This window comes from Metabacillus flavus, assembly GCF_018283675.1.
GTDB lineage: Bacteria > Bacillota > Bacilli > Bacillales > Bacillaceae > Metabacillus_B > Metabacillus_B flavus.
This window is the reverse complement of record NZ_JAGVRK010000001.1, coordinates 2,382,561-2,407,719: the sequence shown is the minus strand read 5'-3', so window position 1 is coordinate 2,407,719 and position 25,159 is coordinate 2,382,561. Positions and strand designations below refer to the sequence as shown.

General features: G+C 44.3%; 25 protein-coding genes. 20 read left to right on the top strand and 5 right to left on the bottom strand.

Features of this window, described 5'->3' with window-relative positions; genetic code table 11:
• Positions 1–9: 9 nt before the first annotated feature.
• From J9317_RS12385 to J9317_RS12375, 3 genes are read left to right on the top strand one after another with little or no spacing between them, the layout of a single operon-like run.
• On the top strand, positions 10–1,002 hold the full coding sequence (locus J9317_RS12385; protein WP_211559035.1) for a thiamine pyrophosphate-dependent dehydrogenase E1 component subunit alpha: 993 nt from the start codon (positions 10–12) through the stop codon (positions 1,000–1,002).
• Between the two features lie 12 nt (positions 1,003–1,014).
• Entirely contained in the window at positions 1,015–1,998 is a 984-nt protein-coding gene (locus tag J9317_RS12380) for an alpha-ketoacid dehydrogenase subunit beta (RefSeq protein WP_211559033.1), read from the top strand.
• A 25-nt stretch (positions 1,999–2,023) separates the two neighbouring features.
• On the top strand, positions 2,024–3,322 hold the full coding sequence (locus J9317_RS12375; protein ID WP_211559031.1) for a dihydrolipoamide acetyltransferase family protein: 1,299 nt from the start codon (positions 2,024–2,026) through the stop codon (positions 3,320–3,322).
• Between the two features lie 365 nt (positions 3,323–3,687).
• Here the strand turns inward: J9317_RS12375 and J9317_RS12370 are convergent, their stop codons facing one another.
• Positions 3,688–4,584: a YegS/Rv2252/BmrU family lipid kinase gene (locus J9317_RS12370; RefSeq protein WP_211559029.1), complete on the bottom strand. Its 897-nt coding sequence runs from the start codon at positions 4,582–4,584 to the stop codon at positions 3,688–3,690.
• Positions 4,585–4,769: 185 nt separating this feature from the next.
• Between J9317_RS12370 and J9317_RS12365 the strand changes: the two genes are divergently transcribed.
• The 9 genes from J9317_RS12365 (at position 4,770) to J9317_RS12325 (ending at position 14,733) form a co-directional block, all read left to right on the top strand.
• Positions 4,770–6,626 carry a methylmalonyl-CoA mutase family protein gene (locus J9317_RS12365; RefSeq protein ID WP_211559027.1) on the top strand — a complete coding sequence of 619 codons (1,857 nt, stop codon included), beginning with the start codon at positions 4,770–4,772 and terminating at the stop codon, positions 6,624–6,626.
• Positions 6,626–8,776 (top strand): methylmalonyl-CoA mutase, encoded by a 2,151-nt coding sequence (gene scpA / locus J9317_RS12360; RefSeq protein ID WP_211559025.1) that lies wholly within the window; start codon positions 6,626–6,628, stop codon positions 8,774–8,776. Before J9317_RS12365 ends, scpA begins: the two co-directional genes overlap by 1 nt.
• The gene (gene meaB, locus J9317_RS12355; protein WP_211559023.1) at positions 8,773–9,786 is read left to right on the top strand and encodes a methylmalonyl Co-A mutase-associated GTPase MeaB; all 1,014 of its coding nucleotides are present in this window, start codon (positions 8,773–8,775) and stop codon (positions 9,784–9,786) included. The genes scpA and meaB overlap by 4 nt, the downstream gene beginning before the upstream one ends.
• 205 nt (positions 9,787–9,991) lie before the next feature.
• Positions 9,992–10,429 (top strand): BrxA/BrxB family bacilliredoxin, encoded by a 438-nt coding sequence (locus J9317_RS12350; protein WP_211559021.1) that lies wholly within the window; start codon positions 9,992–9,994, stop codon positions 10,427–10,429.
• A gap of 296 nt (positions 10,430–10,725) precedes the next feature.
• Positions 10,726–11,520, top strand: coding sequence for a transporter substrate-binding domain-containing protein (locus tag J9317_RS12345; protein WP_211559019.1), 795 nt, complete (start codon positions 10,726–10,728; stop codon positions 11,518–11,520).
• 168 nt (positions 11,521–11,688) lie between these two features.
• Positions 11,689–12,345 carry an amino acid ABC transporter permease gene (locus tag J9317_RS12340; RefSeq protein WP_211559017.1) on the top strand — a complete coding sequence of 219 codons (657 nt, stop codon included), beginning with the start codon at positions 11,689–11,691 and terminating at the stop codon, positions 12,343–12,345.
• The gene (locus tag J9317_RS12335) at positions 12,338–13,060 is read left to right on the top strand and encodes an amino acid ABC transporter ATP-binding protein (protein ID WP_035404127.1); all 723 of its coding nucleotides are present in this window, start codon (positions 12,338–12,340) and stop codon (positions 13,058–13,060) included. The genes J9317_RS12340 and J9317_RS12335 overlap by 8 nt, the downstream gene beginning before the upstream one ends.
• Positions 13,061–13,211: 151 nt before the next feature.
• Positions 13,212–14,168, top strand: coding sequence for an aromatic acid exporter family protein (locus tag J9317_RS12330; protein ID WP_211559015.1), 957 nt, complete (start codon positions 13,212–13,214; stop codon positions 14,166–14,168).
• Between the two features lie 61 nt (positions 14,169–14,229).
• Positions 14,230–14,733 (top strand): L,D-transpeptidase, encoded by a 504-nt coding sequence (locus J9317_RS12325; protein WP_211562342.1) that lies wholly within the window; start codon positions 14,230–14,232, stop codon positions 14,731–14,733.
• Between the two features lie 210 nt (positions 14,734–14,943).
• On the opposite strand, the gene prli42 is transcribed toward J9317_RS12325, so the two are convergent.
• Positions 14,944–15,045, bottom strand: a complete 102-nt coding sequence (gene prli42 / locus J9317_RS12320) for a stressosome-associated protein Prli42 (RefSeq protein WP_156505830.1) — start codon at positions 15,043–15,045, stop codon at positions 14,944–14,946.
• 159 nt (positions 15,046–15,204) lie between these two features.
• Here prli42 and mce point away from each other — a divergent pair, with 159 nt between their 5' ends.
• The 3 genes from mce to J9317_RS12305 are packed head-to-tail and all read left to right on the top strand — an operon-like array spanning position 15,205 to position 18,315.
• Positions 15,205–15,621 (top strand): methylmalonyl-CoA epimerase, encoded by a 417-nt coding sequence (gene mce / locus J9317_RS12315; protein ID WP_211559013.1) that lies wholly within the window; start codon positions 15,205–15,207, stop codon positions 15,619–15,621.
• 2 nt (positions 15,622–15,623) lie between these two features.
• The gene (locus J9317_RS12310; protein WP_211562340.1) at positions 15,624–17,171 is read left to right on the top strand and encodes an acyl-CoA carboxylase subunit beta; all 1,548 of its coding nucleotides are present in this window, start codon (positions 15,624–15,626) and stop codon (positions 17,169–17,171) included.
• 25 nt (positions 17,172–17,196) lie between these two features.
• Positions 17,197–18,315 carry a tripeptidase T gene (locus tag J9317_RS12305; RefSeq protein ID WP_211559011.1) on the top strand — a complete coding sequence of 373 codons (1,119 nt, stop codon included), beginning with the start codon at positions 17,197–17,199 and terminating at the stop codon, positions 18,313–18,315.
• Positions 18,316–18,358: 43 nt separating this feature from the next.
• Here J9317_RS12305 and J9317_RS12300 read toward each other — a convergent pair whose 3' ends face one another.
• A complete protein-coding gene (locus J9317_RS12300) occupies positions 18,359–18,730 on the bottom strand; it encodes a hypothetical protein (protein WP_211559010.1) in 372 nt (123 codons plus the stop codon).
• On the opposite strand from J9317_RS12300, the gene J9317_RS12295 reads away from it, so the two are divergent.
• Complete coding sequence (locus tag J9317_RS12295; protein WP_211559008.1) at positions 18,717–19,199, top strand: chemotaxis protein CheW; 483 nt, start codon at positions 18,717–18,719, stop codon at positions 19,197–19,199. The genes J9317_RS12300 and J9317_RS12295 overlap by 14 nt on opposite strands.
• A 28-nt stretch (positions 19,200–19,227) precedes the next feature.
• Here J9317_RS12295 and J9317_RS12290 read toward each other — a convergent pair whose 3' ends face one another.
• Positions 19,228–19,665 carry a DUF6376 family protein gene (locus tag J9317_RS12290; protein ID WP_211559006.1) on the bottom strand — a complete coding sequence of 146 codons (438 nt, stop codon included), beginning with the start codon at positions 19,663–19,665 and terminating at the stop codon, positions 19,228–19,230.
• Between the two features lie 140 nt (positions 19,666–19,805).
• Here J9317_RS12290 and J9317_RS12285 point away from each other — a divergent pair, with 140 nt between their 5' ends.
• The 4 genes from J9317_RS12285 (at position 19,806) to J9317_RS12270 (ending at position 24,429) form a co-directional block, all read left to right on the top strand.
• Complete coding sequence (locus J9317_RS12285) at positions 19,806–21,056, top strand: DNA polymerase IV (RefSeq protein WP_211559004.1); 1,251 nt, start codon at positions 19,806–19,808, stop codon at positions 21,054–21,056.
• A gap of 93 nt (positions 21,057–21,149) precedes the next feature.
• The gene (gene gndA, locus J9317_RS12280; RefSeq protein WP_211559001.1) at positions 21,150–22,562 is read left to right on the top strand and encodes an NADP-dependent phosphogluconate dehydrogenase; all 1,413 of its coding nucleotides are present in this window, start codon (positions 21,150–21,152) and stop codon (positions 22,560–22,562) included.
• Positions 22,563–22,770: 208 nt separating this feature from the next.
• Complete coding sequence (locus tag J9317_RS12275; RefSeq protein ID WP_211562338.1) at positions 22,771–23,625, top strand: GRP family sugar transporter; 855 nt, start codon at positions 22,771–22,773, stop codon at positions 23,623–23,625.
• 18 nt (positions 23,626–23,643) lie between these two features.
• Positions 23,644–24,429: a glucose-1-dehydrogenase gene (locus tag J9317_RS12270; protein ID WP_211558999.1), complete on the top strand. Its 786-nt coding sequence runs from the start codon at positions 23,644–23,646 to the stop codon at positions 24,427–24,429.
• Between the two features lie 89 nt (positions 24,430–24,518).
• Here J9317_RS12270 and J9317_RS12265 read toward each other — a convergent pair whose 3' ends face one another.
• The gene (locus J9317_RS12265) at positions 24,519–25,142 is read right to left on the bottom strand and encodes a cyclase family protein (protein WP_211558997.1); all 624 of its coding nucleotides are present in this window, start codon (positions 25,140–25,142) and stop codon (positions 24,519–24,521) included.
• Positions 25,143–25,159: the final 17 nt, after the last annotated feature.

Sequence of the window (25,159 nt, the reverse complement as noted above, 5' to 3'; positions counted from 1 at the left end):
GGGATTATCATGGCAGAAAGTCGTCATGCTGCACTTGGGCTTTCAGATGAGCAAGTGCTTGAAATGTACAAAACAATGGTTATGGCAAGAAAAATCGATGAGCGGATGTGGCTGCTCAACCGTTCTGGAAAAATCCCATTTGTTATTTCCTGTCAGGGACAGGAAGCAGCGCAGGTAGGAGCAGCGTTCGCGCTGGACCGGGAGAAAGATTACGTTCTTCCTTATTACCGAGATATGGGTGTTGTACTTACATTCGGAATGACTGCTAAAGACTTAATGTTATCCGGGTTTGCAAAAGCAGAAGATCCGAACTCGGGCGGACGCCAGATGCCGGGACATTTCGGTCAAAAGTCCAACCGCATTGTTACAGGGTCCTCGCCGGTAACAACTCAGGTGCCGCATGCGGTCGGAATAGCGATGGCGGGACGAATGGAAAAGAAAGATATTGTGACATTCGTGACATTCGGTGAAGGTTCGTCCAACCAAGGTGACTTCCATGAAGGTGCTAACTTTGCAGGAGTACATAAACTTCCGGTTATTTTCATGTGTGAAAATAACAAATATGCGATTTCGGTTCCATATGAGAAGCAGGTCGCTGCTAAAAATGTGTCAGATCGTGCCATTGGATATGGCATGCCTGGATTTACAATTGACGGAAATGATCCGCTTGAAGTATATAAAGCAGTAAAAGAAGCAGCTGACCGCGGCCGCCGCGGGGAAGGTCCGACTTTGATTGAGACAATTTCCTACAGGCTTACTCCTCATTCCAGTGATGATGATGACAGAAGCTACCGTGAACAGGAAGAAGTAGCAGAAGCAAAAAAGAATGACCCGAATGTTAAATTTGCTGTTTACTTGAGAGAAGCCGGCGTCCTGACAGATGAATTAGAAAAAGCAATCCTGGATGAAATCATGCAGGCTGTGAATGAAGCGACTGATTATGCAGAAAATGCGGCTTATGCAGATCCTGAATCAGCAATGAAGCATGTGTATGCGGAGTAAGGAGGAGACAAAATGGCAGTAATATCTTATATCGATGCAGTCACAATGGCGATTCGGGAAGAGATGGAACGCGATGACAAAGTATTTATTTTAGGAGAAGATGTCGGGAAGAAAGGCGGCGTTTTCAAAGCCACTTTCGGATTGTATGACCAATTCGGAGAAGAGCGTGTCATTGATACACCTCTTGCTGAATCGGCTATTGCGGGCGTAGGAATTGGAGCAGCCATGTATGGAATGCGTCCAATTGCCGAAATGCAATTTGCTGATTTCATCATGCCGGCTGTAAATCAAATTGTGTCAGAAGCAGCGAAGATCCGCTACCGGACGAATAATGACTGGAGCTGTCCAATCGTTATCCGTGCTCCTTATGGCGGCGGAGTGCACGGTGCTTTATATCATTCCCAGTCCGTAGAAGCGCTTTTTGCCAATACGCCAGGCTTGAAAATTGTCATGCCTTCTACTCCGTATGATGTAAAAGGGCTTCTCAAAGCAGCGATCCGCGATGAAGATCCCGTTCTCTTCTTTGAACACAAACGGGCCTATCGTTTAATTAAAGGGGAAGTTCCTTCAGATGATTACGTGCTGCCAATCGGAAAAGCGGACGTTAAAAGAGAGGGAGAGGACATCACGGTCATTACATACGGTCTTTGTGTCCATTTTGCCCTTCAAGCTGCGGAAAGATTGGCGCAGGACGGAATTTCTGCGCACATCCTTGATCTGCGAACGGTTTATCCGCTTGATAAAGAAGCAATTATGGAAGCGGCCTCTAAAACAGGCAAGGTTCTTTTGCTGACAGAGGATAACAAAGAAGGAAGCATTATGAGTGAGGTTTCAGCGATTATAGCTGAAAACTGCCTGTTCGATCTCGATGCTCCAATTATGCGCCTTGCAGGGCCTGATGTTCCTGCTATGCCTTATGCGCCTACAATGGAAAAATACTTTATGGTGAATCCGGATAAAGTCGAAGCGGCTATGAAAAAGCTTGCTGAATTTTAATCTTTTATAAAGGGAGTGCCAATCGATGGGAATGGAACAAATGACCATGCCCCAGCTTGGGGAGAGCGTTACAGAAGGTACGATCAGCAAATGGCTGGTTTCGGTAGGAGATCAGGTTAACAAATACGATCCGATTGCGGAAGTCATGACAGATAAGGTAAATGCCGAGGTCCCTTCCTCCTTTACAGGGATTATTAAAGAACTAGTAGCTGAAGAAGGAGACACACTTGAGGTGGGACAGGTCATCTGCAAGGTGGAAGTGGAGGGAGGGGCTCCTGAAGAAGCCCCTTCTTCTGAACAGTCAGCGGAGGAAGCTTCGGAAACGCCGGAAGCAAGTGCCGATCAACCCAATAAAAAAAGGTATTCACCAGCTGTTCTGCGCCTTGCCCAGGACAACGCAATCGATCTTGAGCAAGTGAACGGCACCGGAGCTGGCGGAAGAATTACCCGAAAAGATCTGCAGCAGCTGATCGACAGCGGAACAGCACCGAAAGCTGGCGCTCAAAGCAAACCGGCAGAAACAAAGATACCAGAGCCTGCTGAAATGAAGAAAGAAGCTAAAGCAGAGGAACCAGCCCGCTCTCAAGCTCAAGCTGCACCGGCTTCTGTTTCAGTTGCTCCGGGAGACATTGAAATCCCTGTAACAGGTGTAAGAAAAGCAATAGCCGCAAATATGCTTAAAAGCAAGCATGAGGCTCCGCATGCCTGGATGATGGTTGAAGTGGATGTAACAAGCCTCGTGGAATACCGCGGATCCATAAAAGATGAATTCAAGAAAAAAGAAGGCTTCAATTTAACCTTCTTTGCGTTCTTTGTAAAAGCCGTCTCGCAAGCGCTAAAAGAATTCCCGCAAATGAACTCCATGTGGGCGGGAGACAAAATTGTACAGAAAAAAGACATCAATTTATCAATCGCTGTCGCCACGGATGATGCATTATTCGTCCCTGTTATTAAACAAGCCGATGAAAAAACGATCAAAGGAATTGCCAGGGAAATTACGGAGCTTGCCGGAAAGGTAAGAAGCGGAAAACTCGGTTCCAATGACATGAAGGACGGTACCTTCACGGTGAATAACACGGGTTCATTCGGCTCCGTGCAGTCAATGGGAATTATCAACCACCCGCAGGCTGCCATCCTCCAAATCGAGTCGATCGTAAAGCGCCCGGTTGTGATGAACAATGGAATGATTGCCGTCCGAGATATGGTTAACCTGTGTTTATCTCTTGATCATCGTGTACTGGACGGTCTGGTTTGCGGACGTTTCCTTGCAAGAGTGAAAGAAATACTCGAAAATATTTCGAAAGAAACGACATCTGTTTATTAAGAAATAAGGCTGAACACCAACTTTAATAGTGAATGGTATGGAAAAAGGGGGCTGTCCAGTAAGACCGATTTAAAGCTTCTCGTCCTTTTACTTATGTTTGTTTTGCTGATTTCCGCTCCAGGCTGCTCAGCGACCAGCGGGGCGGGCGGTGAGCCTCCTCAGCGCTGCGCGCCTTTTGGATCTCACCTGTTCCGCTGCTCTCAGCACGGAGTCAAGCACCTTCCGCTCCAATCAGCCATACCAGGATTGTTCAAAAATACGTGTAAAATACCCTTGAATGCTCGATCCACGAAGCACTCAGGGGGTTTTTGGTTTCTATTATATCCTCTTTTCAGGACTTTTTAGACAGCCCCTTACCTGGTTCTTTATTTCAGCTCCTCAACGGGCACCAAAAACTCTAAATGCTGATTTAAGACCTTTATCGTTTCAGGTGTGCCGGAGTAAACTTCCCCATCAGTATCTGCCTTCATCGGCGTTTCTGTTGTGATTTCCATGTTCGCTCCAGTGAAATGCAGCAAATCCGATTCGTTGTTATCCCACTGCGACGCATCCTTCATGGTAAGCAAATCTCTTATGGTAGCCAGGTTTGTATTTTTTAATATAAACACATCCGCTTTTCCGTCATCCGGTTTAATACCAGGATAAGGAAGAGGGTTCGTACCGATAAATCCTCCATTGGCTACAATCACCATCACAGCCTCGCCATTAAATTCCTGATCATCCGCCTTTAAATGGACAGGAAATGGATCCATTTTCTGAACCGTGCGAAATGCACTTAAAAAGTAGCTGATTTTCCCGAGCATCGCCTTTTCAGCTCCCACAATATTGTTGGAGGTTTCTGTAATCAATCCAATTCCCCAGAAATTAAGGAAATAAAGCTCACTCGCCTGGAGCACATCAATCTTTCGTTTGCTGCCATCGGAAAGAACCTGGACCGCCTCTTTCAAATTCTGCGGTATACCTAATGTCCTCGCAAAGTCATTGCATGTTCCGCCGGGCAATATGCCAACTGCAGGCCTTTTCTTCAGCTGAGCGAGTCCATTTATGCATTCGTGCACCGTACCGTCTCCACCTAAAATATAGACGATATCCATCTCTTCTCCATACAATTCGCAGTATCGCTTAGCATCCAAAGCACGCTGCGTCTGCAGAATCAGGAGATGCGGGCTTGCCTTGGTCAGCACCGGTACGATAATTTGCAGATTTTTTTCTACATTTTTCTGTCCGGCATTGCCATTAATGATTAGCATCGTTTTTTTCATAAACGCTCTTCCTTTTCCTACAGATTGGTTATAACTAGTATACCACCAGGGAAGGGGATGAAAACTACGCGGTACAATTGCTGGATACAAATAGTTATAATACAATAAGGTATGGGATGGGATCAGCAATTTCTCATAAATGAAAACGCATTCTTAGGGGGTGGGCTTCCATTGGGAAGCAGGGAATGAACAAGGGGCAGAAAACACAGGAAGCTTTTCAAGACAGTACAGAGCAGGCATGGCTTGAAGCAGTCAGCAAAGCTTTAAAAGGGAAATCTGCTGATTCGCTTAGAACGGTTTCAAATGAGAATATTATTTTGAAACCGCTTTATTTAAAAAAAGATTCAGTACAGGTTCCAGAGCCTGGAGCAGCTCCCTACATAAGGGGTACTGAGAAAATAAAAACGATGTGGAAAACGGCTCAATCAGTCAATCATTGTGAATCGATCGATCACCTCGTATCCGCTCTGGACTCTGCGGATGAAAAGGGGTTAAATTCCTTTTATTTATCATCTATGCGGACAATCCTCGACCAGGATAATTTTCAGAAGCTGATAAATCTCCTGAAATCAAGCAAACTCCATTTTATGATCGATTTTGAAGAGGCTCCGGAGCTAATGGCGTTTTTTGCAGCAGAGATGAAGGCTTTTGGAGCGGGAACTGCAGGATGTGATCCATATGAGGCGGTGATGAACGGAAACCTTGAGGACCTTGATCATGCCCTATGCTGGATGATGGATTACACGGAAGCGGCCGGCGGAAAGAAGAATCAGAAAACGATTCTGTTTAAAGGGGATTTGCTTCACAATAGCGGCGCAAACGCCGTACAAGAACTAGCTTATACTTTTGCGAAAGCCATTGATTTTTTGAATTGGTGCAGACAGAATGGTAAATCAGCAGAGCTCGCTGCCGGTAAATCGGCATTCAGTTTTTCATCCGGATCTCAATTTTTCATGGAAACAGCGAAGCTCCGCGCAGCACGCCTGCTGTGGAGCTCGATTGTTTCCGCTTTCGGAGGGGACCTTGAAGCCCAAAAGCTGTATTCACATGTTAAAACGTCCTCCTTTAATAAATCCCGGCTGGACGTTCATGTAAATCTCCTCCGCACGTCAACCGAAGCCTTTTCAGCAGTGCTCGGGAATGCTGATGCAATTACCATTCTTCCCTTTGATGAGGTGAACGGCGGCTCTATTCTATCTGAACGGGCAGCAAGAAATATTCATTATCTGCTGAGCGAGGAGAGCTTGCTTGGAAAAGTTAACGACCCTTCCGGCGGATCATGGTATATCGAGTCGCTTACACAGGAATTAGCCAAAGCAGCGTGGGATAAAATTTTGGAAATCGAAGAAAACGGGGGATTTCTAAAGGTGCTTCGAAAGGGTGATATTCAAGCTGAATTATCTGCCGGCTATCAAGCGCAGGCTGAGAGCTTGAATACCCAAAAGAAAATGATGATCGGCGTCAATTATTACGCTAACCCTGAAGACAGGATTGCAGCAGCTGAAAAACACATTCATATCTCCCTCTGGCCAAAGGAATCCTTCAGCGAATCCAGATCTAAATTAGATGAAGGCAAAAAATTGAGTTATGAAACCCTTAATCGAAAGACTGGACTGATCCAGTCTCGCCGTCTAGCAGAACCCTTTGAGAAATTAAGAATGGATGCTTTTGAATATACAAAGCGGGCAGGCAAAGCCCCTTATGTACAAATTGCTGTTCTTGGAAGCCTAAAACAGTTCAAACCGCGTCTTGATTTTCTGATGGGTCTGCTTGCCTCCGGTGGAATAGAGGGCAGCATAACTCCTTTAGCTGAAGCCGATTTAAACAAAACAACCTTTTTATGCGGAAATGATCAAAGTTATAAAGAATACAAGAATGAGATTTTTTCTTTTATCAAAAATGCAAATGGAGAGATATACATTGTCGGCAAACAGCCTGCTGAATGGGAAGAAAGACTGTCCGTTCAAAACGAAGCTGTATTGGGGATGAACCGGCTGGCATTTTTGGAAGAGCTGCAAAACGTATTGGGGGTCAAAAACTGATGGAAAGAGTCCGGCTGACAGCAGAGCATTTACAGGAAGCTGCAAATACAGCAGCAAAAGAAACCGCACTGCCTGTATTTGAAACGAATGAAAAAATTCAGCTTAAACAGTGGTACAGTGCAGAGGATGCATCAAACACAGAAGAATCTTTTCCGGGGCTCGCTCCATTTACTAGAGGTCCTTATGCAGCCATGTATGTGAACAGACCATGGACCATCCGGCAGTACGCAGGCTTTTCTACAGCTGAGGAAAGCAATGCCTTTTACAGGCGCAATCTGGCTATGGGTCAAAAAGGTTTATCGGTTGCCTTTGACTTGGCCACACACCGGGGCTATGACTCTGACCATCCGCGTGTAGAAGGGGATGTTGGAAAGGCCGGGGTGGCAATTGACTCCATTTTAGACATGAATATTCTTTTTGATGGCATTCCGCTTGATGAAATGAGCGTTTCGATGACCATGAACGGAGCAGTCCTGCCAATCATGGCGTTTTACATCGTTTCTGCAGAAGAGCAGGGAGTTCCGGCAGAAAAGCTCACAGGGACCATCCAAAATGATATTTTAAAAGAATATATGGTTCGGAATACGTACATTTATCCTCCTGATATGTCGATGAGAATTATTGGCGATATTTTCAAGTATACGGCTCAGCATATGCCGAAATTCAACAGCATCAGCATCTCCGGCTATCATATGCAGGAGGCGGGAGCGCCTAATGATATAGAGCTTGCCTATACTCTTGCTGATGGCCTCGAATATGTGCGCACCGGATTGAAAGCAGGAATGGATATAGACACCTTTGCGCCGAGGCTCTCTTTCTTTTGGGCGATCGGCATGAACTATTTCATGGAAGTGGCGAAGATGAGGGCCGCCAGGCAAATGTGGGCCAGACTGATGAAGCCATTTAATCCTAAAAATCCAAAGTCCTTAGCTTTGAGGACACATTCGCAAACATCCGGATGGAGTCTTACAGAGCAAGATCCGTTTAACAACGTAACGAGAACGGCTATAGAAGCGCATGCGGCTGCAATGGGTCATACTCAATCGCTTCATACAAACGCATTGGATGAAGCGATTGCCCTGCCGACTGACTTCAGTGCAAGAATTGCGAGGAATACGCAGCTTTACCTGCGGGAGGAAACTGGCATCTGCAGCGTTATTGATCCATGGGGAGGATCCTATTATGTTGAAACTCTTACGAATGATTTAATGGATCGTGCATGGAGATTAATAGAGGAAGTGGAGGAGCTCGGGGGGATGGCCAAAGCCATTGAAACCGGCCTTCCGAAAATGCGGATTGAAGAAGCAGCGGCCAGGAGGCAGGCACGGATTGATTCAGGAATGGAAACGATTGTCGGGGTGAATCGCTTCAGACTCGAAAAAGAAGATGACCTGGATGTTCTGAATATAGATAATACAGAAGTGCGAAACAAGCAAATTGAAAGACTCAAACGCTTAAAAGCCGGCCGGGACGAAGCGAAGACAGAGCAATCGCTTAATGCAATCACACATTCAGCTGAAACAGGGGAAGGCAACCTGCTTGAGCTGGCGGTAGATGCAGCAAGAAACCGTGCTACGCTTGGGGAGATTTCATTTGCGATTGAGCGCATTTCAAAAAGACATCAGGCGGTGATCCGATCTGTGAGCGGCGTATACAGTTCTGAATATTCCAATGAAGAAGAGATCAGCTCGGTCCGAAAGGCAGCCGATGAATTTCAGGAGTACGAGGGCAGAAGACCAAGGATTCTGATTGCAAAGATGGGCCAGGATGGACATGACCGAGGTGCGAAAGTGATTGCTACGGCTTTTGCAGATTTGGGGTTTGACGTGGATATCGGACCGCTTTTTCAGACACCTGCTGAGACCGCTGCACAGGCCGTAGAAAATGATGTGCATGTGGTCGGAATGAGTTCCCTTGCAGCAGGTCATAAAACCTTGCTGCCGCAACTGAAAGCAGAGCTGAAAAAGCTGGGGAGGGAGGACATCCTGATCATCATCGGCGGTGTAATTCCTTATAAAGACTATGATTTCCTTAAAGCAAACGGAGCAGCTGAAATTTTTGGGCCTGGCACGGTCATCCCTGCCGCTGCTATGAAGGTTCTGGATAAACTTTATGATGTCCTTGGATATGAGGACGCAAAGGAAGAATGATGAAGAGAAAACGAGTGCATCGCCCGATTGATCCCAATCATCTTGCTGAGGGGATTTTAAAGGGAGACAGAAGCATACTCGCTCAGTCGATAACTCTTGTAGAAAGCAATGCTGAGCGGCATTTTGAGGCAGCTCAGAGCCTTCTGGAAAAGGTTTTATCAAAAAGAACCGGCTCCATCCGAATTGGAATTACGGGAGTGCCCGGAGCGGGAAAGAGCACATTTATTGATACGTTCGGAACCTATTTATGCAAGAAAGGCCATAAGGTGGCAGTACTGGCTGTGGATCCGACCAGTCATGTTTCAAAAGGAAGCATTCTGGGTGACAAAACGAGGATGGAGAGGCTTTCCATTAATCCGGATGCCTTTATAAGGCCGTCACCTTCAAGCGGAACCCTTGGCGGCGTAAGCAGGAAAACAAGAGAAACGATGCTGCTTTGCGAGGCTGCTGGATTTGACATTATTCTTATAGAAACGATGGGGGTAGGACAGGGGGAATACCTCGTTCGGGGTATGGTAGACTTCTTTTTGCTGCTTGTCCTGACAGGAGCAGGCGACGAGCTGCAGACCATGAAGAAGGGAATTATGGAGCTTCCCGATCTCGTTGTTGTGAATAAAGCAGATGGCGGCAATCTCCAGCTTGCCAAAAAAGCGGTACAGGAATACAGCACAATGCTTCACTTTCTGAAACCCTATACTGAGGGCTGGACCACTGATGCGCTGCCGGCAAGCGCCCTTAAAGAAACAGGAATTAGGGAGATTTGGGAAAAGATTGAGGCATTTCAGAAAGCAACGAAGGAATCAGGACTGTTTGCAAACCGGAGGCGCGGACAGCAAAAGGACTGGCTCCACGAAAGTATAAAAGATGAGCTGCTTCATGCTTTTTACAAAAATCCGTCCGTGATGGAACGGCTCTCAGCAGCTGAGCAGAATATAGCAGAAGAGAAAGCAGCTGTTTCATCGCTCGTCAAAGAGCTAGTTGATGATTTTTTAAAATCAAGGCTATTTTAAAGTATAAGGCTGATTTATAACGCCTGATGATCGAAGCGAAAGCCTGCAGCCGAAATCAACAGCCAAGTTTAACAGAGCTAAAATGAAAAAGCTAATCATGCTGTTTGCGGAAACGTCCCTGCTCTTGGTAAGATAAAGGCAAGGACTTCCTTCAGCAGGTTCAAAAAAAGCCAATTGTGATGTGTAAAGCAAAGGAGAGATAAATATGAACATAGATTTTAATTTGTTTATGAATGATGTTGTCAGACAGGCACGCCAGGAAATAACGGCTGCAGGCTATACAGAACTAACAACAGCAGATGAGGTAGAGGATACATTAAATCAAGAGGGAACCACTCTTGTCATGGTGAATTCTGTATGCGGATGCGCCGGAGGAATTGCGAGACCGGCTGCAGCTCATTCTGTTCATTATGATAAGCGTCCAGACCGCCTTGTAACGGTATTTGCCGGTCAGGATAAGGAAGCGACAGCAAGAGCGCGTGAATTCTTTACAGGATTTCCGCCGTCCTCTCCATCTTTTGCCCTTATGAAAGATGGAAAACTTGCAGCAATGGTAGAGCGGCATGAAATTGAAGGCCATGAGCCGATGGCCGTTGTAGCAAAACTGCAGGAAGCATTTGAGCAGCACTGCAAAGAAGTATAATCATACTTGTGCATAATTATTAAAAGAGACCTTTAAGTTAAGGTCTCTTTTTTTTATGCTTTTATCAATTAAAGAGGTATTGCTCCCTGATATAGCGGTATTTTTTAAGAATAGTAAAATATAAAATAAAATTTATTTTTAATAGAGTTATTGCATAAATATTAAATCGTGTTAAAATACAAAATATCGTATAAATATAAGGTTAAAAATTTCTTGAAAAGTTCTAGGATTTAGGACATAATTTTATTAAATTTAGAATATTTTTAACTTTACAAAATTATAGGGGGAAACAATCAATGAAAAAATGGTTATTGCTAGCAATTGGCCTCGTTATCGCTTCTATGCTTGCCGCATGCGGATCTTCAGAAGAAACATCAGAGGATGGTGGAAAAGAGAAGAAAGTTATAAAGATGGCTACATCTGCCGACTATCCTCCATTTGAATACAAAGATACAACAAAGGGCGATGACATTATCGGATTTGATATTGATTTGGTTAATGCTCTGGCAGACGAACTTGGCTACAAGGTAGAAATTCAGGACCTGGATTTTAATAGTCTTGTACCGGCCCTGCAAGCGAAACAGGTAGATATGGTTCTGGCAGGAATGACACCGACGGAAGAACGCAAAAAAAACGTAGATTTCACGGATGTTTATTACACAGCGAAGCACATGATTGTGTCTAAAAAAGGAAGCGGAATTAAAACGGTTGAAGACCTGGAAGGGAAAACTGTAGGAGTACAGCTTGGTTCTATCCAGGAAGGCGAAGCAGAGAAAATCGCAGAGAAAACAAAAATTAAAATTGAAAACCGCAATCGTATTCCTGACATCGTTCAAGAAATTAAAGCAGGACGTTTTGAGGCTGCCATCATTGAAGACACAGTAGCTAAAGGATATTTTGAAAAAGATAAAGAACTTGAAGGATTTACAATGGAAACCGGAAATGAAGAGGAAGCGGGTTCCGCTATCGCTTTCCAAAAAGACAGCAAATACACAAAAGAATTTAATGAAGCTCTTAATAAAATGAAAGAAAACGGCGAATTGGAAAAGCTTGTTCTGAAATGGTTCGGTCAAGATCAAAAATCTGAATAAGCATAAGAAACGTTCAACTCTGAAGGTTGAACGTTTCTTATGACAAGCCTGTTTTCACAAACTGTGCTGCTATAAACAGGATTGGAAATGGTTGATTTCCGCTCAAATAAGCCTCTAGTAAAAATCTTTTAGACAAGATCCTTTGACAAAGAAGAAAGGAGTCAGCTTATGAATATCGACTTTTCAGCAATAGCCGGTTCAATTCCCTTTATTCTGGGAGGACTTGGCATCACATTAAAGCTTGTGGCTCTTTCTGCTCTTTTTGGATTTACATGGGCAATTATTCTTGCCCTTCTTAAAATTAGCCGAATAAAGCCGCTTAATTGGCTGGCTGATTTTTATACATCGATCTTTCGCGGAACGCCTCTCGTTCTTCAGCTGCTGATTATATACTTCGGACTTCCTCAATTTATCGGGACGATCGAACCGTATTGGGCTGCAGTTGCTGCTTTTACACTTAATTCAGGAGCGTACATATCTGAAGTAATACGTGCGGGGATTTTGGCTGTAGATAAAGGGCAGCGCGAGGCTGCTATGGCTCTCGGTGTTCCATACAATCAAACGATGAAGGATATCATACTCCCGCAGGCCTTTAAAAACATCCTGCCAGCGCTTGTAAATGAGTTTATTACCCTGACAAAGGAATCAGCTATCGTGACGGTTATCGGGCTTGGAGACGTTATGAGACGTTCGTACCAAGTAGGTGCCGATATGTACAAATATTTTGAACCGCTGCTCTTCGCGGGACTCATCTACTACGTTCTTGTCATGATCCTTACCATGATCGGCAAGCTGATTGAAAGGAGATTGAGACAAAGTGATTAAGGTGGACAAGCTGCATAAATCCTTCGGGAAAAACGAAGTATTGCACAATATTTCAGTATCCATAAATAAAGGAGAAGTGGTTGCGGTTATCGGTCCATCAGGATCAGGAAAATCAACCTTTTTAAGATGTTTAAATCTGCTTGAGGTTCCAACAAGCGGTGAAATTGAAATAGGCGGTGAAAAAGTCACTGCTCCTAAAGCGAAAATTAACGTCATCCGTCAGAACTTAGGAATGGTGTTCCAGCACTTTCATCTGTTTCCGCACAAAACAGTGCTGCAAAATCTAACCTACGCTCCGACTACTGTTAAGGGTCTGTCAAAAGCAGAGGCAGAGGAAAAAGCGAAGGCGCTTCTTGTAAAGGTTGGTTTAAGCGATAAAGCAAATGAATACCCGAGCCGTCTTTCCGGCGGTCAAAAGCAGCGGGTGGCTATCGCAAGAGCACTGGCTATGAACCCGGATGTCATGCTTTTTGATGAGCCGACATCTGCTCTGGATCCTGAAATGGTCAAAGAAGTACTCGATGTTATGAAAGACTTGGCGCATACAGGAATGACGATGATCATTGTGACGCATGAAATGGGCTTTGCAAGGGAAGCTGCGGACCGGGTGCTGTTCTTGGATGGCGGAGCACTTGTAGAGGATGCTCCTCCTGCCGAATTTTTTGCCCATCCCAAAACGCAAAGGGCACAAGACTTTTTAAGCAAAATGCTGTAAACTATTGATGGACTTAGGAGCTGGCCAAGCGGCACCCGCCTCCTTTTGCTGCACCTAATAGAGGTGTCTGTCAAAAGAGGAGGGTGCTTCCGCTTTAGCCGGTTCTTTTTTAGGTTACAATAAAGGAACAACAAGAATTAGGAGTTTTTGCATGAAGCCATTTAGAATAGGTTACAGGACAATTAAAACTGCTTTGGGAACAGCTGCCGCGATCAGCCTCGCCCAATTGTTCGGACTTCAGAATTTCCCCTCAGCAGGAATCATTGCGATTCTTTGCATTCAGGTAACAAAGAAAAAATCCCTGCAAAGCTCATGGGCGAGATTTCTGGCGTGTTCCATAGCCATCTTATTTTCATTCGTATTTTTCGAGCTGTTCGGCTACTCTCCCATTGTCATTGGATTCATGCTGCTGTTATTTATTCCGGTAGCCGTTATGGCAAAAGCGAAGGAGGGCATTGTCACCAGCTCTGTCATCATTCTTCATTTATACGCATCCAACCACATTACTTTATCGCTCATATTAAATGAGCTTGCACTAATAGCAACAGGTATCGGTGTTGCCCTAATCATGAACCTTTATATGCCGAGCGTCGACCGAAGGCTGGAAACATACCAAAAAAAGATAGAAGCCAATTTTGCCTCAATTTTCCGTCAGATGGAGTTATATCTGCTTGAAGGAGACAATCAATGGGATGGCAAAGAGATAACAGAAACGGCAAGTATTATTCATGAAGCCAAAACACTTGCCTTCCGGGATGTTGAAAACCATTTCCTCCGGAACGAAAACCTGTATTACCATTATTTTCGGATGAGAGAAAAACAATTTGAGTTAATTGAACGGCTATTGCCGCTGATCTCAAACTTATCCGTTACGGTTGAACAGGGGGAAATGATCGCCGACTTCATTAAGGATCTGCGCGAGCATATTCATCCCGGAAACACCGCCCATATGTTCTTAAGAAAGCTGCATGAAATGAAAGCATCCTTTCAGGAAATGGAGCTGCCGAAAACAAGAGATGAGTTTGAAACCCGCGCCTGCCTGCTTCATCTGGTGCGGGAGCTTGAACAATATTTAGTCATGAAAAGTTATTTCAAAGGCCTGAAATAAGGATGGAACGTCCTCTTTTTTCTCATAATAAGAAAAAAAGAGGGTGCTGCTTTTGAAATGGATGATTATTCTTTCAATACTGATGGCTTCTCCGATTTGGCCGCTGGGACATAACCCGGTTGAGGGGGATCCCTACCTGATCATAAACAAGCAAACGAATGAAATGGCTTTTATTGATGATGGATCAATTCAGAAAATTTACTCTGTTGCCAGCGGAAAGGAATCAAAGCTAACACCAGAGGGAGAATTCTCAATTATTGTCAAAGCGGTGGATCCTTATTACCGGAAGAAAGACATCCCCGGCGGAGATCCGAAAAATCCTCTCGGTCCGCGATGGATCGGATTTGATGCAGAAGGAACGGATGGACGGACATACGGTATTCACGGAACGAATCGCGAATCATCCATCGGAAGCTTTGTCACTCAGGGCTGTGTCCGCATGCACAATGAAGAAGTTAAACAGCTCTTTTCTAAAATTCCAATTGGAACCAAAGTCTGGATTACCGATACGAATCAGACGTTTGAAACACTTGCTAAGGAAAAAGGGGCCATTTCAACCGAATAAAAGGATTTAAAAAACTCGCCAAATTTGGCGAGTTTTTGTATTTTCCTATGTATCATTCAGCGGGGGATGCATTTAATGGTTCCGGAGATTTATCTTTGTAGTTTTTTCTGCCTGTACATTTCTTCTCCTTAAGTGAATTTTCCGCTGAAAGAAAAAGGATCGCTGCGGCAGAATGTTTCTGCCTGAGCGATCCTCATATTAATACCTATTTTAGAACCCGATAAAAGTTGATAATCCGGCTAGAAGCGTTGTCAGGAGCATGACTCCCAGCATAACCATCACAACAATTTTCTGGACTTTTTTATTGGACATGTCAATCACTCCCAAAAATCAATAGTTCCATTTTAACGTGAATTTCTTTTCCGGACAAGACCAAATCAGAAATAAGAGATTCACTCGAATAAGAAGGAATCAAGGCGGATATTGGAGAATGTATGTATGTATCCGTTTACAGCATGGGAGAGATGAAGCATGATAAAAAATGTAGATCATTTAGGGATCGCGGTAACATCTATTCAAAATTCGCTGCCGTTTTATGTAGACGCTTTAGGGATGAAGCTCATTGGTGAGGAAGAAGTGCCTTCCCAGCTGGTTAAGGTTGCTTTTTTAGATGCGGGGAATCAAAAAATTGAACTGCTTGAGCCGACATCTTCTGATAGCCCGGTAGCCAGATTTATCGAAAAAAGGGGCGAGGGGATTCATCACATAGCTTATAAAGTAGACAATATTGACGAACGGATTGCTGAGCTTAGCAAACAGGGAATCATGATGATTGATCATGCTCCAAGACTCGGGGCAGGAGGAGCATCAATCGCTTTCCTTCACCCGAAATCAACAGGTGGAACGCTGACAGAGCTTTGTGAAAAAAAGGGGAATGATGTGAAATGATTATGGATATTTACGATAAAATTAACGAATTATATGACCGCAGGCGGGAAATTGAAATGGGCGGCGGAGACGATAAAATAGAAAAACAGCATGAAAAAGGAAAGCTGACGGCAAGAGAACGAATTGACCTGCTGGTTGATGAGGGGACCTTTGTTGAATTGAATGCCTTTATTGAACACCGGTGTAATGATTTTGGCCTTCAAGGCAAAAAAGGACCGGGAGATGGAGTGGTAACAGGGTATGCAAAGGTAAATGGCAGACCCATTTATTTATTTTCACAGGACTTCACGGTATTTGGCGGAGCGCTCGGTGAAATGCATGCGAAAAAAATAGCAGCTGTGATGGACCTTGCAGCGAAGAACGGCACTCCTTTCATTGGCCTGAATGACTCTGGAGGTGCGAGGATTCAAGAGGGTGTGGTATCATTAGATGGTTACGGACACATCTTTTACAGGAATAGCATTTATTCAGGAGTCATTCCTCAAATATCTGTTATTCTGGGACCTTGTGCAGGCGGTGCAGTTTATTCCCCGGCTATCACTGATTTTGTTTTCATGGTGGAGAAAACGAGCCAAATGTTTATTACAGGGCCAAAGGTTATTGAAACTGTGACCGGTGAGAAAATCAGCTCTGAAGATCTTGGAGGAGCGCACGTACATAATACAGTCAGCGGGAATGCCCATTTTTCCGGCGGGACAGAGCAGGAAGTTTTGGAAAAGGTCCGGCTTCTTTTAAGCTATCTGCCTCAGAATAATGAAGAAAAGCCGCCAGCCGAAGAAGAACCGGAAGGAAGCGATTACCGTCCTGATTTAACCGATTTAATCCCTTTTGATGCAATCAGACCCTATGATGTAAGAACCGTCATTCATAATATTATGGACCCGGATTCATTCATGGAGGTCCATGAGGGCTTTGCCAAAAATATGGTGGTCGGATTTGCACGGATAAAGGGAAAAACGGTCGGTTTAGTCTGCAATCAGCCGAAATACATGGCCGGAGGACTGGACATCGATTCTTCTGACAAAGCTTCCAGGTTTATTCGTTTTTGTGATTCCTTTAACATTCCGATTATTACATTTGAAGATGTAACCGGATTTTTTCCAGGTGTTAAACAGGAGCATGGTGGAATTATCCGTCATGGAGCAAAAATTTTATACGCGTACTCAGAAGCAACGGTTCCCAAAATTACGGTTATTTTGAGAAAAGCATATGGGGGAGCCTATGTAGCTTTAAACAGCAAATCAATCGGTGCAGACCTGGTATACGCTTGGCCGAACGCTGAAATTGCCGTTATGGGACCCCAAGGTGCGGCAAATATCATTTTTTCAAGAGACATTCAAAACAGTGAGGATCCGGAAGCGGAAAGAGCGAAAAAAATCGAAGAATACCGTGAAAAATTCGCCAATCCATACGTGGCTGCAAGCCAGGGAATGGTTGATGATGTCATCGATCCGCGGGAAACCCGGATTAAGCTTATTCAGGCACTGGACATGCTTTCTTCAAAGAAAGAAACACGGCCTTACAAAAAACACGGAAACATCCCGCTATAACTGAAATGAAAACGGAGGGACCAGCATGGTAAATCAAGACAGAATCGTAGAAGAATTTCTGGAATTGGTTAAAATCGATTCCGAAACAAAGTTTGAATCAGAAATTGCGATAGTGCTGAAAGAAAAATTCTCAAGCCTTGGACTCCACGTTACTGAGGATGATACCACCGCCATAACAGGCCATGGTGCAGGCAATCTAATCTGCACACTGGAAGCAACGAGAGAGGGACTCGATCCCATTTACTTTACGTCCCACATGGACACCGTTGTACCTGGCAAGGGCATTAAACCATCAATCAAGGACGGCTATATCGTAACGGATGGTACGACGATTCTTGGTGCAGATGACAAAGCGGGGCTTGCTGCTATGTTTGAAGCAATCCGTATTTTAAAAGAAAAAGAAATTCCGCACGGCAAAATTGAATTTGTTATTACTGCCGGAGAAGAGTCCGGTCTTGTCGGAGCAAAAGCCCTTGATCCTAAGCTGATGACAGCAAAATTCGGATATGCATTGGACAGTGACGGGAAAGTAGGGGACATCATTGTTGCCGCTCCTACTCAGGCGAAGGTAAAAGCCGTAATTAAAGGCAAAACAGCTCATGCTGGAGTAGCGCCTGAAAAGGGTGTTTCTGCGATTACGATTGCTGCCAAGGCCATTTCTAAAATGCCGCTCGGCCGCCTGGATGAAGAGACAACGGCTAACATCGGACGCTTTGAAGGAGGCACTCAAACGAATATCGTCTGCGACCATGTCGACATTCTGGCAGAAGCAAGATCTTTAGTGCCTGAAAAAATGGAAGCCCAAGTAGAAAAAATGAAACGAGCGTTTGAAGAAGCGGCAAAAGAACTTGGCGGGCAAGCGGAAGTAGACATTCAGGTTATGTACCCGGGCTTTAAATTCGGGGAAGGCGATCACGTTGTTGAAATAGCGAAACGTGCCGCAGCTGCCATCGGCCGTGAAAGCCGTCTGCTGACAAGCGGAGGCGGAAGTGATGCGAACGTTATTGCAGGCAATGGAATTCCGACCGTCAATCTTGCTGTAGGCTATGAAGATATTCACACAACGAACGAAAAGATGCCAATCGAAGAGCTGGTCAAAACAGCCGAAATGGTTGTTGCCGTTATCGAAGAAGCAGCAAAATGATATAAAAGCAGTGCCGTCCCGATTAGAGATGGCCCTGCTTTTTTTAGTCTTTTCCAAGTGAAAAACCATCAAACAGCCTTCCGCCAAAAGGCTTCAATATCCTGTCGGCTATTTGGACGAGCTTTCCGGTTTCCCTCTTCTCATAAAAACGATCCAGCGCCTCCATGAAATCACTCGTGAACTCCGGATCGAACGCAGCGAGTGTTCTATATTTCCACTTGCTTGATCCGAGCCATTGCCTGTTCAATCTCAAATAAAACTCATATAAAAGATCAGTAAGGGCCTGAACGATAAAAAGCTGTTCCTCTCTTGAAACAGGAAAAAATATCAGGAAGGCTTTTCCAGACAGCCAATCCATAGTATGATAGATAAGATGGATATCGGAAGGAGCATGGTCAATTATGAAGGCGGTCATTTTTCAAACTCAAGAAGAGGATTTCGGGATTTCGATCGAGCATGTAGTTTCAATCGAAAAAGTTCTGGATCTCAAACCAATCCCCAATCTGCCGGACTATGTAAAGGGTGTTATGCCGATAAGAGGCGAATTGGTCCCAGTCATCGACGTTTCTTTCTTATTCACCAAAATAGAAAACAATGAGCTGGAGCAGGCGAAGGTAATAACGGTTCAAACGGATGATCTAACAGCAGGTTTGCTCGTGAACGAAGCGAAGGAAATACTTGAACTTGAAGAAGAACAGCTCAAACCGCTGCCAATCGGAGCAGGAGCCTCATCAAAATGGTTCTCATCCATCGCCATGAAGGACAGCAGGCTGATTACACTGGTTAACCCAGCTTCCTTCATCGGAACATTGGAGGCACTGGATGAAATAAAGGCTGAAATACACAATATCAATAATGAAGAAAACGAAAAAGCATCCATTTAATCGGATGCTTTTTGCATTTGTGATGGACTTATTTCTTCTCATCATTCTCGATGTTTTTAGCAATACTTTGGATAACATTTACCTGCCGCGGCAATCCGGGATCGGTTTTCAGATTATCAGTGTAGGTGTTATTCTCAATGGCAGTTAAGTAATCATCAATGTTTTGCAAGGCATGCCGATTCTGTTCCACAAGTTCCCGGTGCCACTCCGACATCTGCTCAGGTGCCTGAGTCTTATTAAAGGCTGTGATTTGATTTTTCATACTGATCAGAATCGTTTCAAGCTCAGTTCTGGCCGTTTCACTATCAGCTGCATCATAGAATAGAGTCGAGATCTGTTCAGACGTTGCTGACAATTCGTATGCAAAGTTTGCAGCTTCTTCCCCGTATGTAGCAGGCTTAGAAGACACAGAGCAGCCATACAGGAAGAGCATGGAAATGATCAATAAAGTCATCAGGCGCATCATGATTGATATCCTCCATCATAAACATCTTTCACTCAATTATTCTATTCTTTCCACTCCGTTCCTTTTTTAAGCAGGCTTGAAAGAGAAAAAAATGAAATGTGATAAAATAGAGGCAGGACCTTACTAGGGAAGTGAACGGAATGCAGGAAGAAGTGAAAAAAGGACGCATCATTTTTCACATCGATATGAATAGCTTTTATGCCTCGGTTGAAATGGCCTACGATCCCGAGCTGAAAGGAAAGCCGGTGGCGATTGCCGGGAACGCAGAAGAACGGAAGGGAATCATTGTGACCTGCTCCTATGAAGCAAGAAAATATGGGGTGAAAACTACGATGCAGCTATGGCAGGCTAGAAGATTATGTCCGGATCTTATTGTCAGGAAACCGAACTTCGACCGCTACCGCCAGTCCTCTAAAGCGATGTTTGATGTTCTGAGAGAGTATACTCCTTTAGTCGAGCCTGTGAGCATCGATGAAGGCTATATGGATATCACCGATTATACCAATGGTGAAAACCCTATTGATATAGCCAAGTCGCTTCAATCAAGGCTGCTTGAAGAACTTATGCTCCCTTCCAGTATAGGGATTGCTCCAAATAAGTTCCTGGCTAAGATGGCATCCAATATGAAAAAACCGCTTGGTATTACGGTGCTTCGCAAGCGCGAACTGAATCAGTTTTTATGGCCTCTACCCGTTGAAGAAATGCATGGAGTGGGAGAAAAGACGGGAGAAAAGCTGAAAGGAATCGGCATTCACACAATCCATGATCTTGTACAGGCAGAGGATGGAAGGCTTAAAGAACTGCTTGGAATCAATGGGGAGCGGCTGAAAAAAAGAGCCTCCGGGACAGATGACCGGCCTGTTGATCCGGAGTCCATTTACGATTTTAAAAGCATTGGAAATTCTTCTACGCTTCCTAAAGATTCATCAAATCCGAGGGAACTGGATAAACTGATTTCGAAGCTTGCTGAGTCGGTAAGCAGAAGAATGAACCGGAAAAATGTTCTGGCCTCAAGATTATCCGTTATGATCCGGTATGGAAACCGCCAGACCTTCACAAGAACGGCAAAGCTTGAAAATCCGATTGCCGGAGCATCCGGTATTGAAGAAGAAGCAAAGCGGATTTTTTACAAGCACTGGACAGGAGAACCAATCCGGCTTCTTGGCATAACCGGAATGGATCTGCTTGAGAAAGAGGAAGCCGTCAAACAGCTCGATTTGTTTTCCTACCAGGAGGATGCGAAGGATGAGCCGCTTTGGAATGTACTTGATCAAATTAACGGGAAATTTGGAAGGAATACGATTAAACGGGGATTGACTGGAAGGTTCGATGAGGACAACACGAGCGGAACGAGCTTCAACAAAGATTTTCTGAGAGATTCTAAGGAATAGGGCGTTTCAGGTCGCTTCGCTTGAAAGCAGAGGAGCAAGTGTGATATTTTCATGATTGTAGTGAACCAAACGTACAGGAAAGGACGTTTTGACATGTCAAAACAGCAAATTGGTGTGATTGGTCTTGCCGTCATGGGTAAGAACCTAGCTTTGAATATTGAGAGCCGCGGGTATTCAGTATCCGTTTACAACCGTTCTTCTGATAAGACAGAGGATTTCCTTACAGAATCCAAAGGCAAGAATGTAAAAGGTACATACAGCATTGAGGAGTTTGTACAATCACTGGAAACTCCAAGAAAAATATTATTAATGGTGAAAGCAGGACCTGCAACGGATGCAACAATTGAAACGCTTCTCCCATATTTGGATAAAGGCGACATCCTTATTGACGGAGGAAACACATTCTTTAAAGATACACAGCGCAGAAATGCAGAGCTTGCGGAGAGCGGAATTCACTTTATCGGAACAGGTGTATCAGGCGGTGAAGAAGGCGCGTTAAAAGGACCTTCCATCATGCCCGGAGGACAAAAAGAAGCACACGACCTCGTAAAGCCAATTCTTGAAGCTATTTCAGCCAAAGTAGATGGTGAGGCTTGTACAACCTATATCGGTCCGGATGGCGCGGGCCATTACGTAAAAATGGTCCACAACGGAATAGAATACGGGGACATGCAGCTCATTTCAGAGGCCTATTTTCTATTGAAAAATGTACTTGGACTTTCTGCTGAGGAATTCCATGAAGTATTTGCGGAGTGGAACAAAGGAGAGCTTGACAGCTACCTGATCGAAATTACAGCTGATATCTTTACAAAAAAAGATGACGAAACAGGCAAACCGCTAGTGGATGTTATTTTGGATACTGCTGGACAAAAAGGTACAGGAAAATGGACGAGCAGCAATGCATTAGACCTTGGTGTACCTCTGCCAATCATCACAGAGTCCGTCTTCTCACGCTTTATTTCAGCCATGAAGGACGAACGTGTGAAGGCAAGCAAAGTATTGTCAGGACCTGAAGCGGGTTCTTACACAGGAGATAAGCAAGAACTGATTGAAGCGGTCCGCCAGGCGCTGTTCATGAGTAAAATCTGCTCTTACGCCCAAGGCTTCGCGCAAATGAAAGCTGCTTCAGAGGAATACAGCTGGGACCTTAAATATGGTGAAATTGCGATGATTTTTAGAGGGGGATGCATCATCCGTGCAGCATTCCTTCAGCAAATCAAGGAAGCGTTTGACAGAGATGCTAATCTTTCAAACCTGCTTCTTGACCCATATTTCAAAGAAATTGTTCAAAAATATCAGGTTTCATTAAGGAAAACTCTTTCTGTGGCGATTGAACGCGGGGTAGCTGTGCCAGGTTTCTCAAGCGCACTTGCTTACTTCGACAGCTATCGCACAGAAGTTTTGCCGGCAAATCTGATTCAGGCACAGCGAGACTATTTCGGTGCTCACACGTATCAGCGAACAGATAAAGAAGGAATTTTCCACACAGAATGGATGACTAAATAAGTTTATTTGATGGGTCTGGCTTATTAATAAAGCCAGGCCTTATTTTTTAGCTTGTTAAGAATCATCTGGAGCTCGTTCATTTCATCAAGGACCGTAAAAAAAATTTCATTCATGTCTTTATGAATGTTTGAAGTTTCACGAATTGAGGAAGTATAAGAGAACACCAACCAGTCAATAGATTTAGCCATATTAGGAGTCGATCATCATGATAGGAATTTTATTAGCATTAATCCCGGCAATTACGTGGGGAAGCTTAGTATTAATCAGTGTAAAACTGGGCGGGGATGCTAAGAGCCAAACGCTTGGAATTACAATTGGCGCACTGCTGTTTGCCATCGTTACCTATTTTTTTACCTTTCCGGATATCACCGGTTTAGCCTGGGGAATTGGAATTGTTTCAGGTGTTTTATGGGCCATTGGACAATTCGGTCAGCTGTCCAGCGTCAAGTACATAGGGGTTGCCAAAACGGTGCCCATTTCTACGGGTCTGCAGTTAATGGGTACAACCCTTTTCGGGGTATTGCTCTTTAAAGAATGGGATACAAAATCAGCCATTATTCTTGGTTCCATTGCTGTAGCATCTATTATTATTGGAGTGGTTCTTACTTCTATCGGCCAAAAAGCAGAAAATGCTGAAGACAAAAAGCATTTTAAAAAAGGAATGCTCATTTTACTTGTTTCCTCACTTGGATATATTGGCTACGTCGTTATTATCCGGCAATTTCAAATTGACGGATGGTCAGCCATCCTGCCGCAAGGAATCGGTATGGTCGCAGGAGCCCTGGTCCTTACCATAAAAAGCAAGCCGTTTAACAAATATGCAGTAAGGAATATTCTGACGGGAATTTGGTGGTCTGCAGGTAACCTGGGCTTGCTCCTGTCACTCCCGTTAATAGGAGTAGCCACAAGCTTTTCCCTGTCACAAACAGGTATTGTTATATCAACACTTGGCGGCCTGTTCTTATTGCAGGAGAAATCAGCGAAAAAACAAGTCATATTCGTGATCATCGGATGCCTGCTCATTATCGCAGGAGGCGTTCTCCTCGGGTATACAAAACGATGAAAAGGAGCTGTTGAAGGGATGTTTAAAGATTTAGAAGGAAAGGTCGTTGTTGTCACGGGTGCAAGTTCAGGCCTGGGCCGTGCGATTGCAAAACGATTTGGCCAGGAGAAAGCAAAGGTTGTCATTAACTATTACAAAAACGAGGGAAAATCAGACGAGCTGATCGGCGAGATAAAAGAAGCAGGCGGAGAAGCCGTTAAGGTTCAAGGAGACGTATCGAAAGAAGAGGATGTAAAAAAAATTATCCAATTTGCCATTGATACATATGGAACACTTGATGTCATGGTCAACAACGCGGGTATTCAAAACGAAGTGCCGACAGAGGAATTGTCCCTTGATGATTGGAATAAAGTCATATCAACGAACCTGACAGGTATCTTTGTTGGAAGCAGAGAAGCAATTGCTTATATGCTTAAAAACGACATAAAGGGAAGCATTATCAACATGTCCTCCGTTCACCAGATCATCCCGTGGCCTCATTTTGCTCATTACGCTGCCTCGAAGGGCGGAATTAAAATGCTGAGTGAAACACTGGCGCTTGAATTTGCACCGCATGGCATCCGTGTCAACTGCTTGGCACCAGGAGCCATCAACACACCAATTAACAAAGAAAAGTTCAGTGACCCGGCTGCAAAGGAAGAAGTCCTGAAAATGATTCCGCTCAACAAAATCGGAGAGCCTGAGGAAGTAGCGGCTGCAGCCGTCTGGCTGGCATCTGAAGAAGCAAGCTATGTAACCGGAACAACTCTTTACATTGATGGCGGAATGACGAACTATCCAAGCTTCCAGGCCGGTAAAGGCTAATAGCAATCACGCTCTGAGAGGGGCGTGTTTTTTCGTATGAAGATGATATAGAAAAAGGCTGACGGACATGTCCGGCAGCCTTTTATCAGTTATTCTGCTTTTAATCCTTCAAACAATAGAATTCTGGCCGGCGCTGCGTCTTTTCCTACTATCTTCAGGGGCGCTGCCACCATAAAATAGCTTCCTTCGCTGACTTCCTTCAAGCGGAGGCCTTCAATAATAATGACGTCATGCTTGAATAGCGTTTTGTGTGTAGGATGGCCTTCCTGGCTTCTCTCAACGCCAAGTGCATCAATTCCTACTCCTCTGATACCGATTTCGCTTAAATGCTTCGCTGCACATTCAGCTACGAAAATAAATTCAAAGTTGAATTCATCCTCAAGAGAGTTTTTCGTTTTGAAAAGAACGAAATCCCCCTTTTGAATATCAAATTTTTCGATATCCTCTTTGCGGATCCGGTCTTCGACATGTGTTAAATCAAAAACCTTTGCTTCTCCGACAAGATCGTCCAAAGAGATCGATTCCATTGTGTCTCCTTCAACAATCATGTGAAGAGGGGAGTCGACATGTGTACCGGTATGCAAATCCATTGCGATGCGTGTTTCTGTTACATATCCGTTCGTTGCCGTGTTTAAAACAGGCTGCTTTTCTTCTTTATTTTTGTAAACAGGCATTCCTTCAAAAATCGGTGCGGATACATCGTACATCTTCATAAGTAATTCCCCTTATG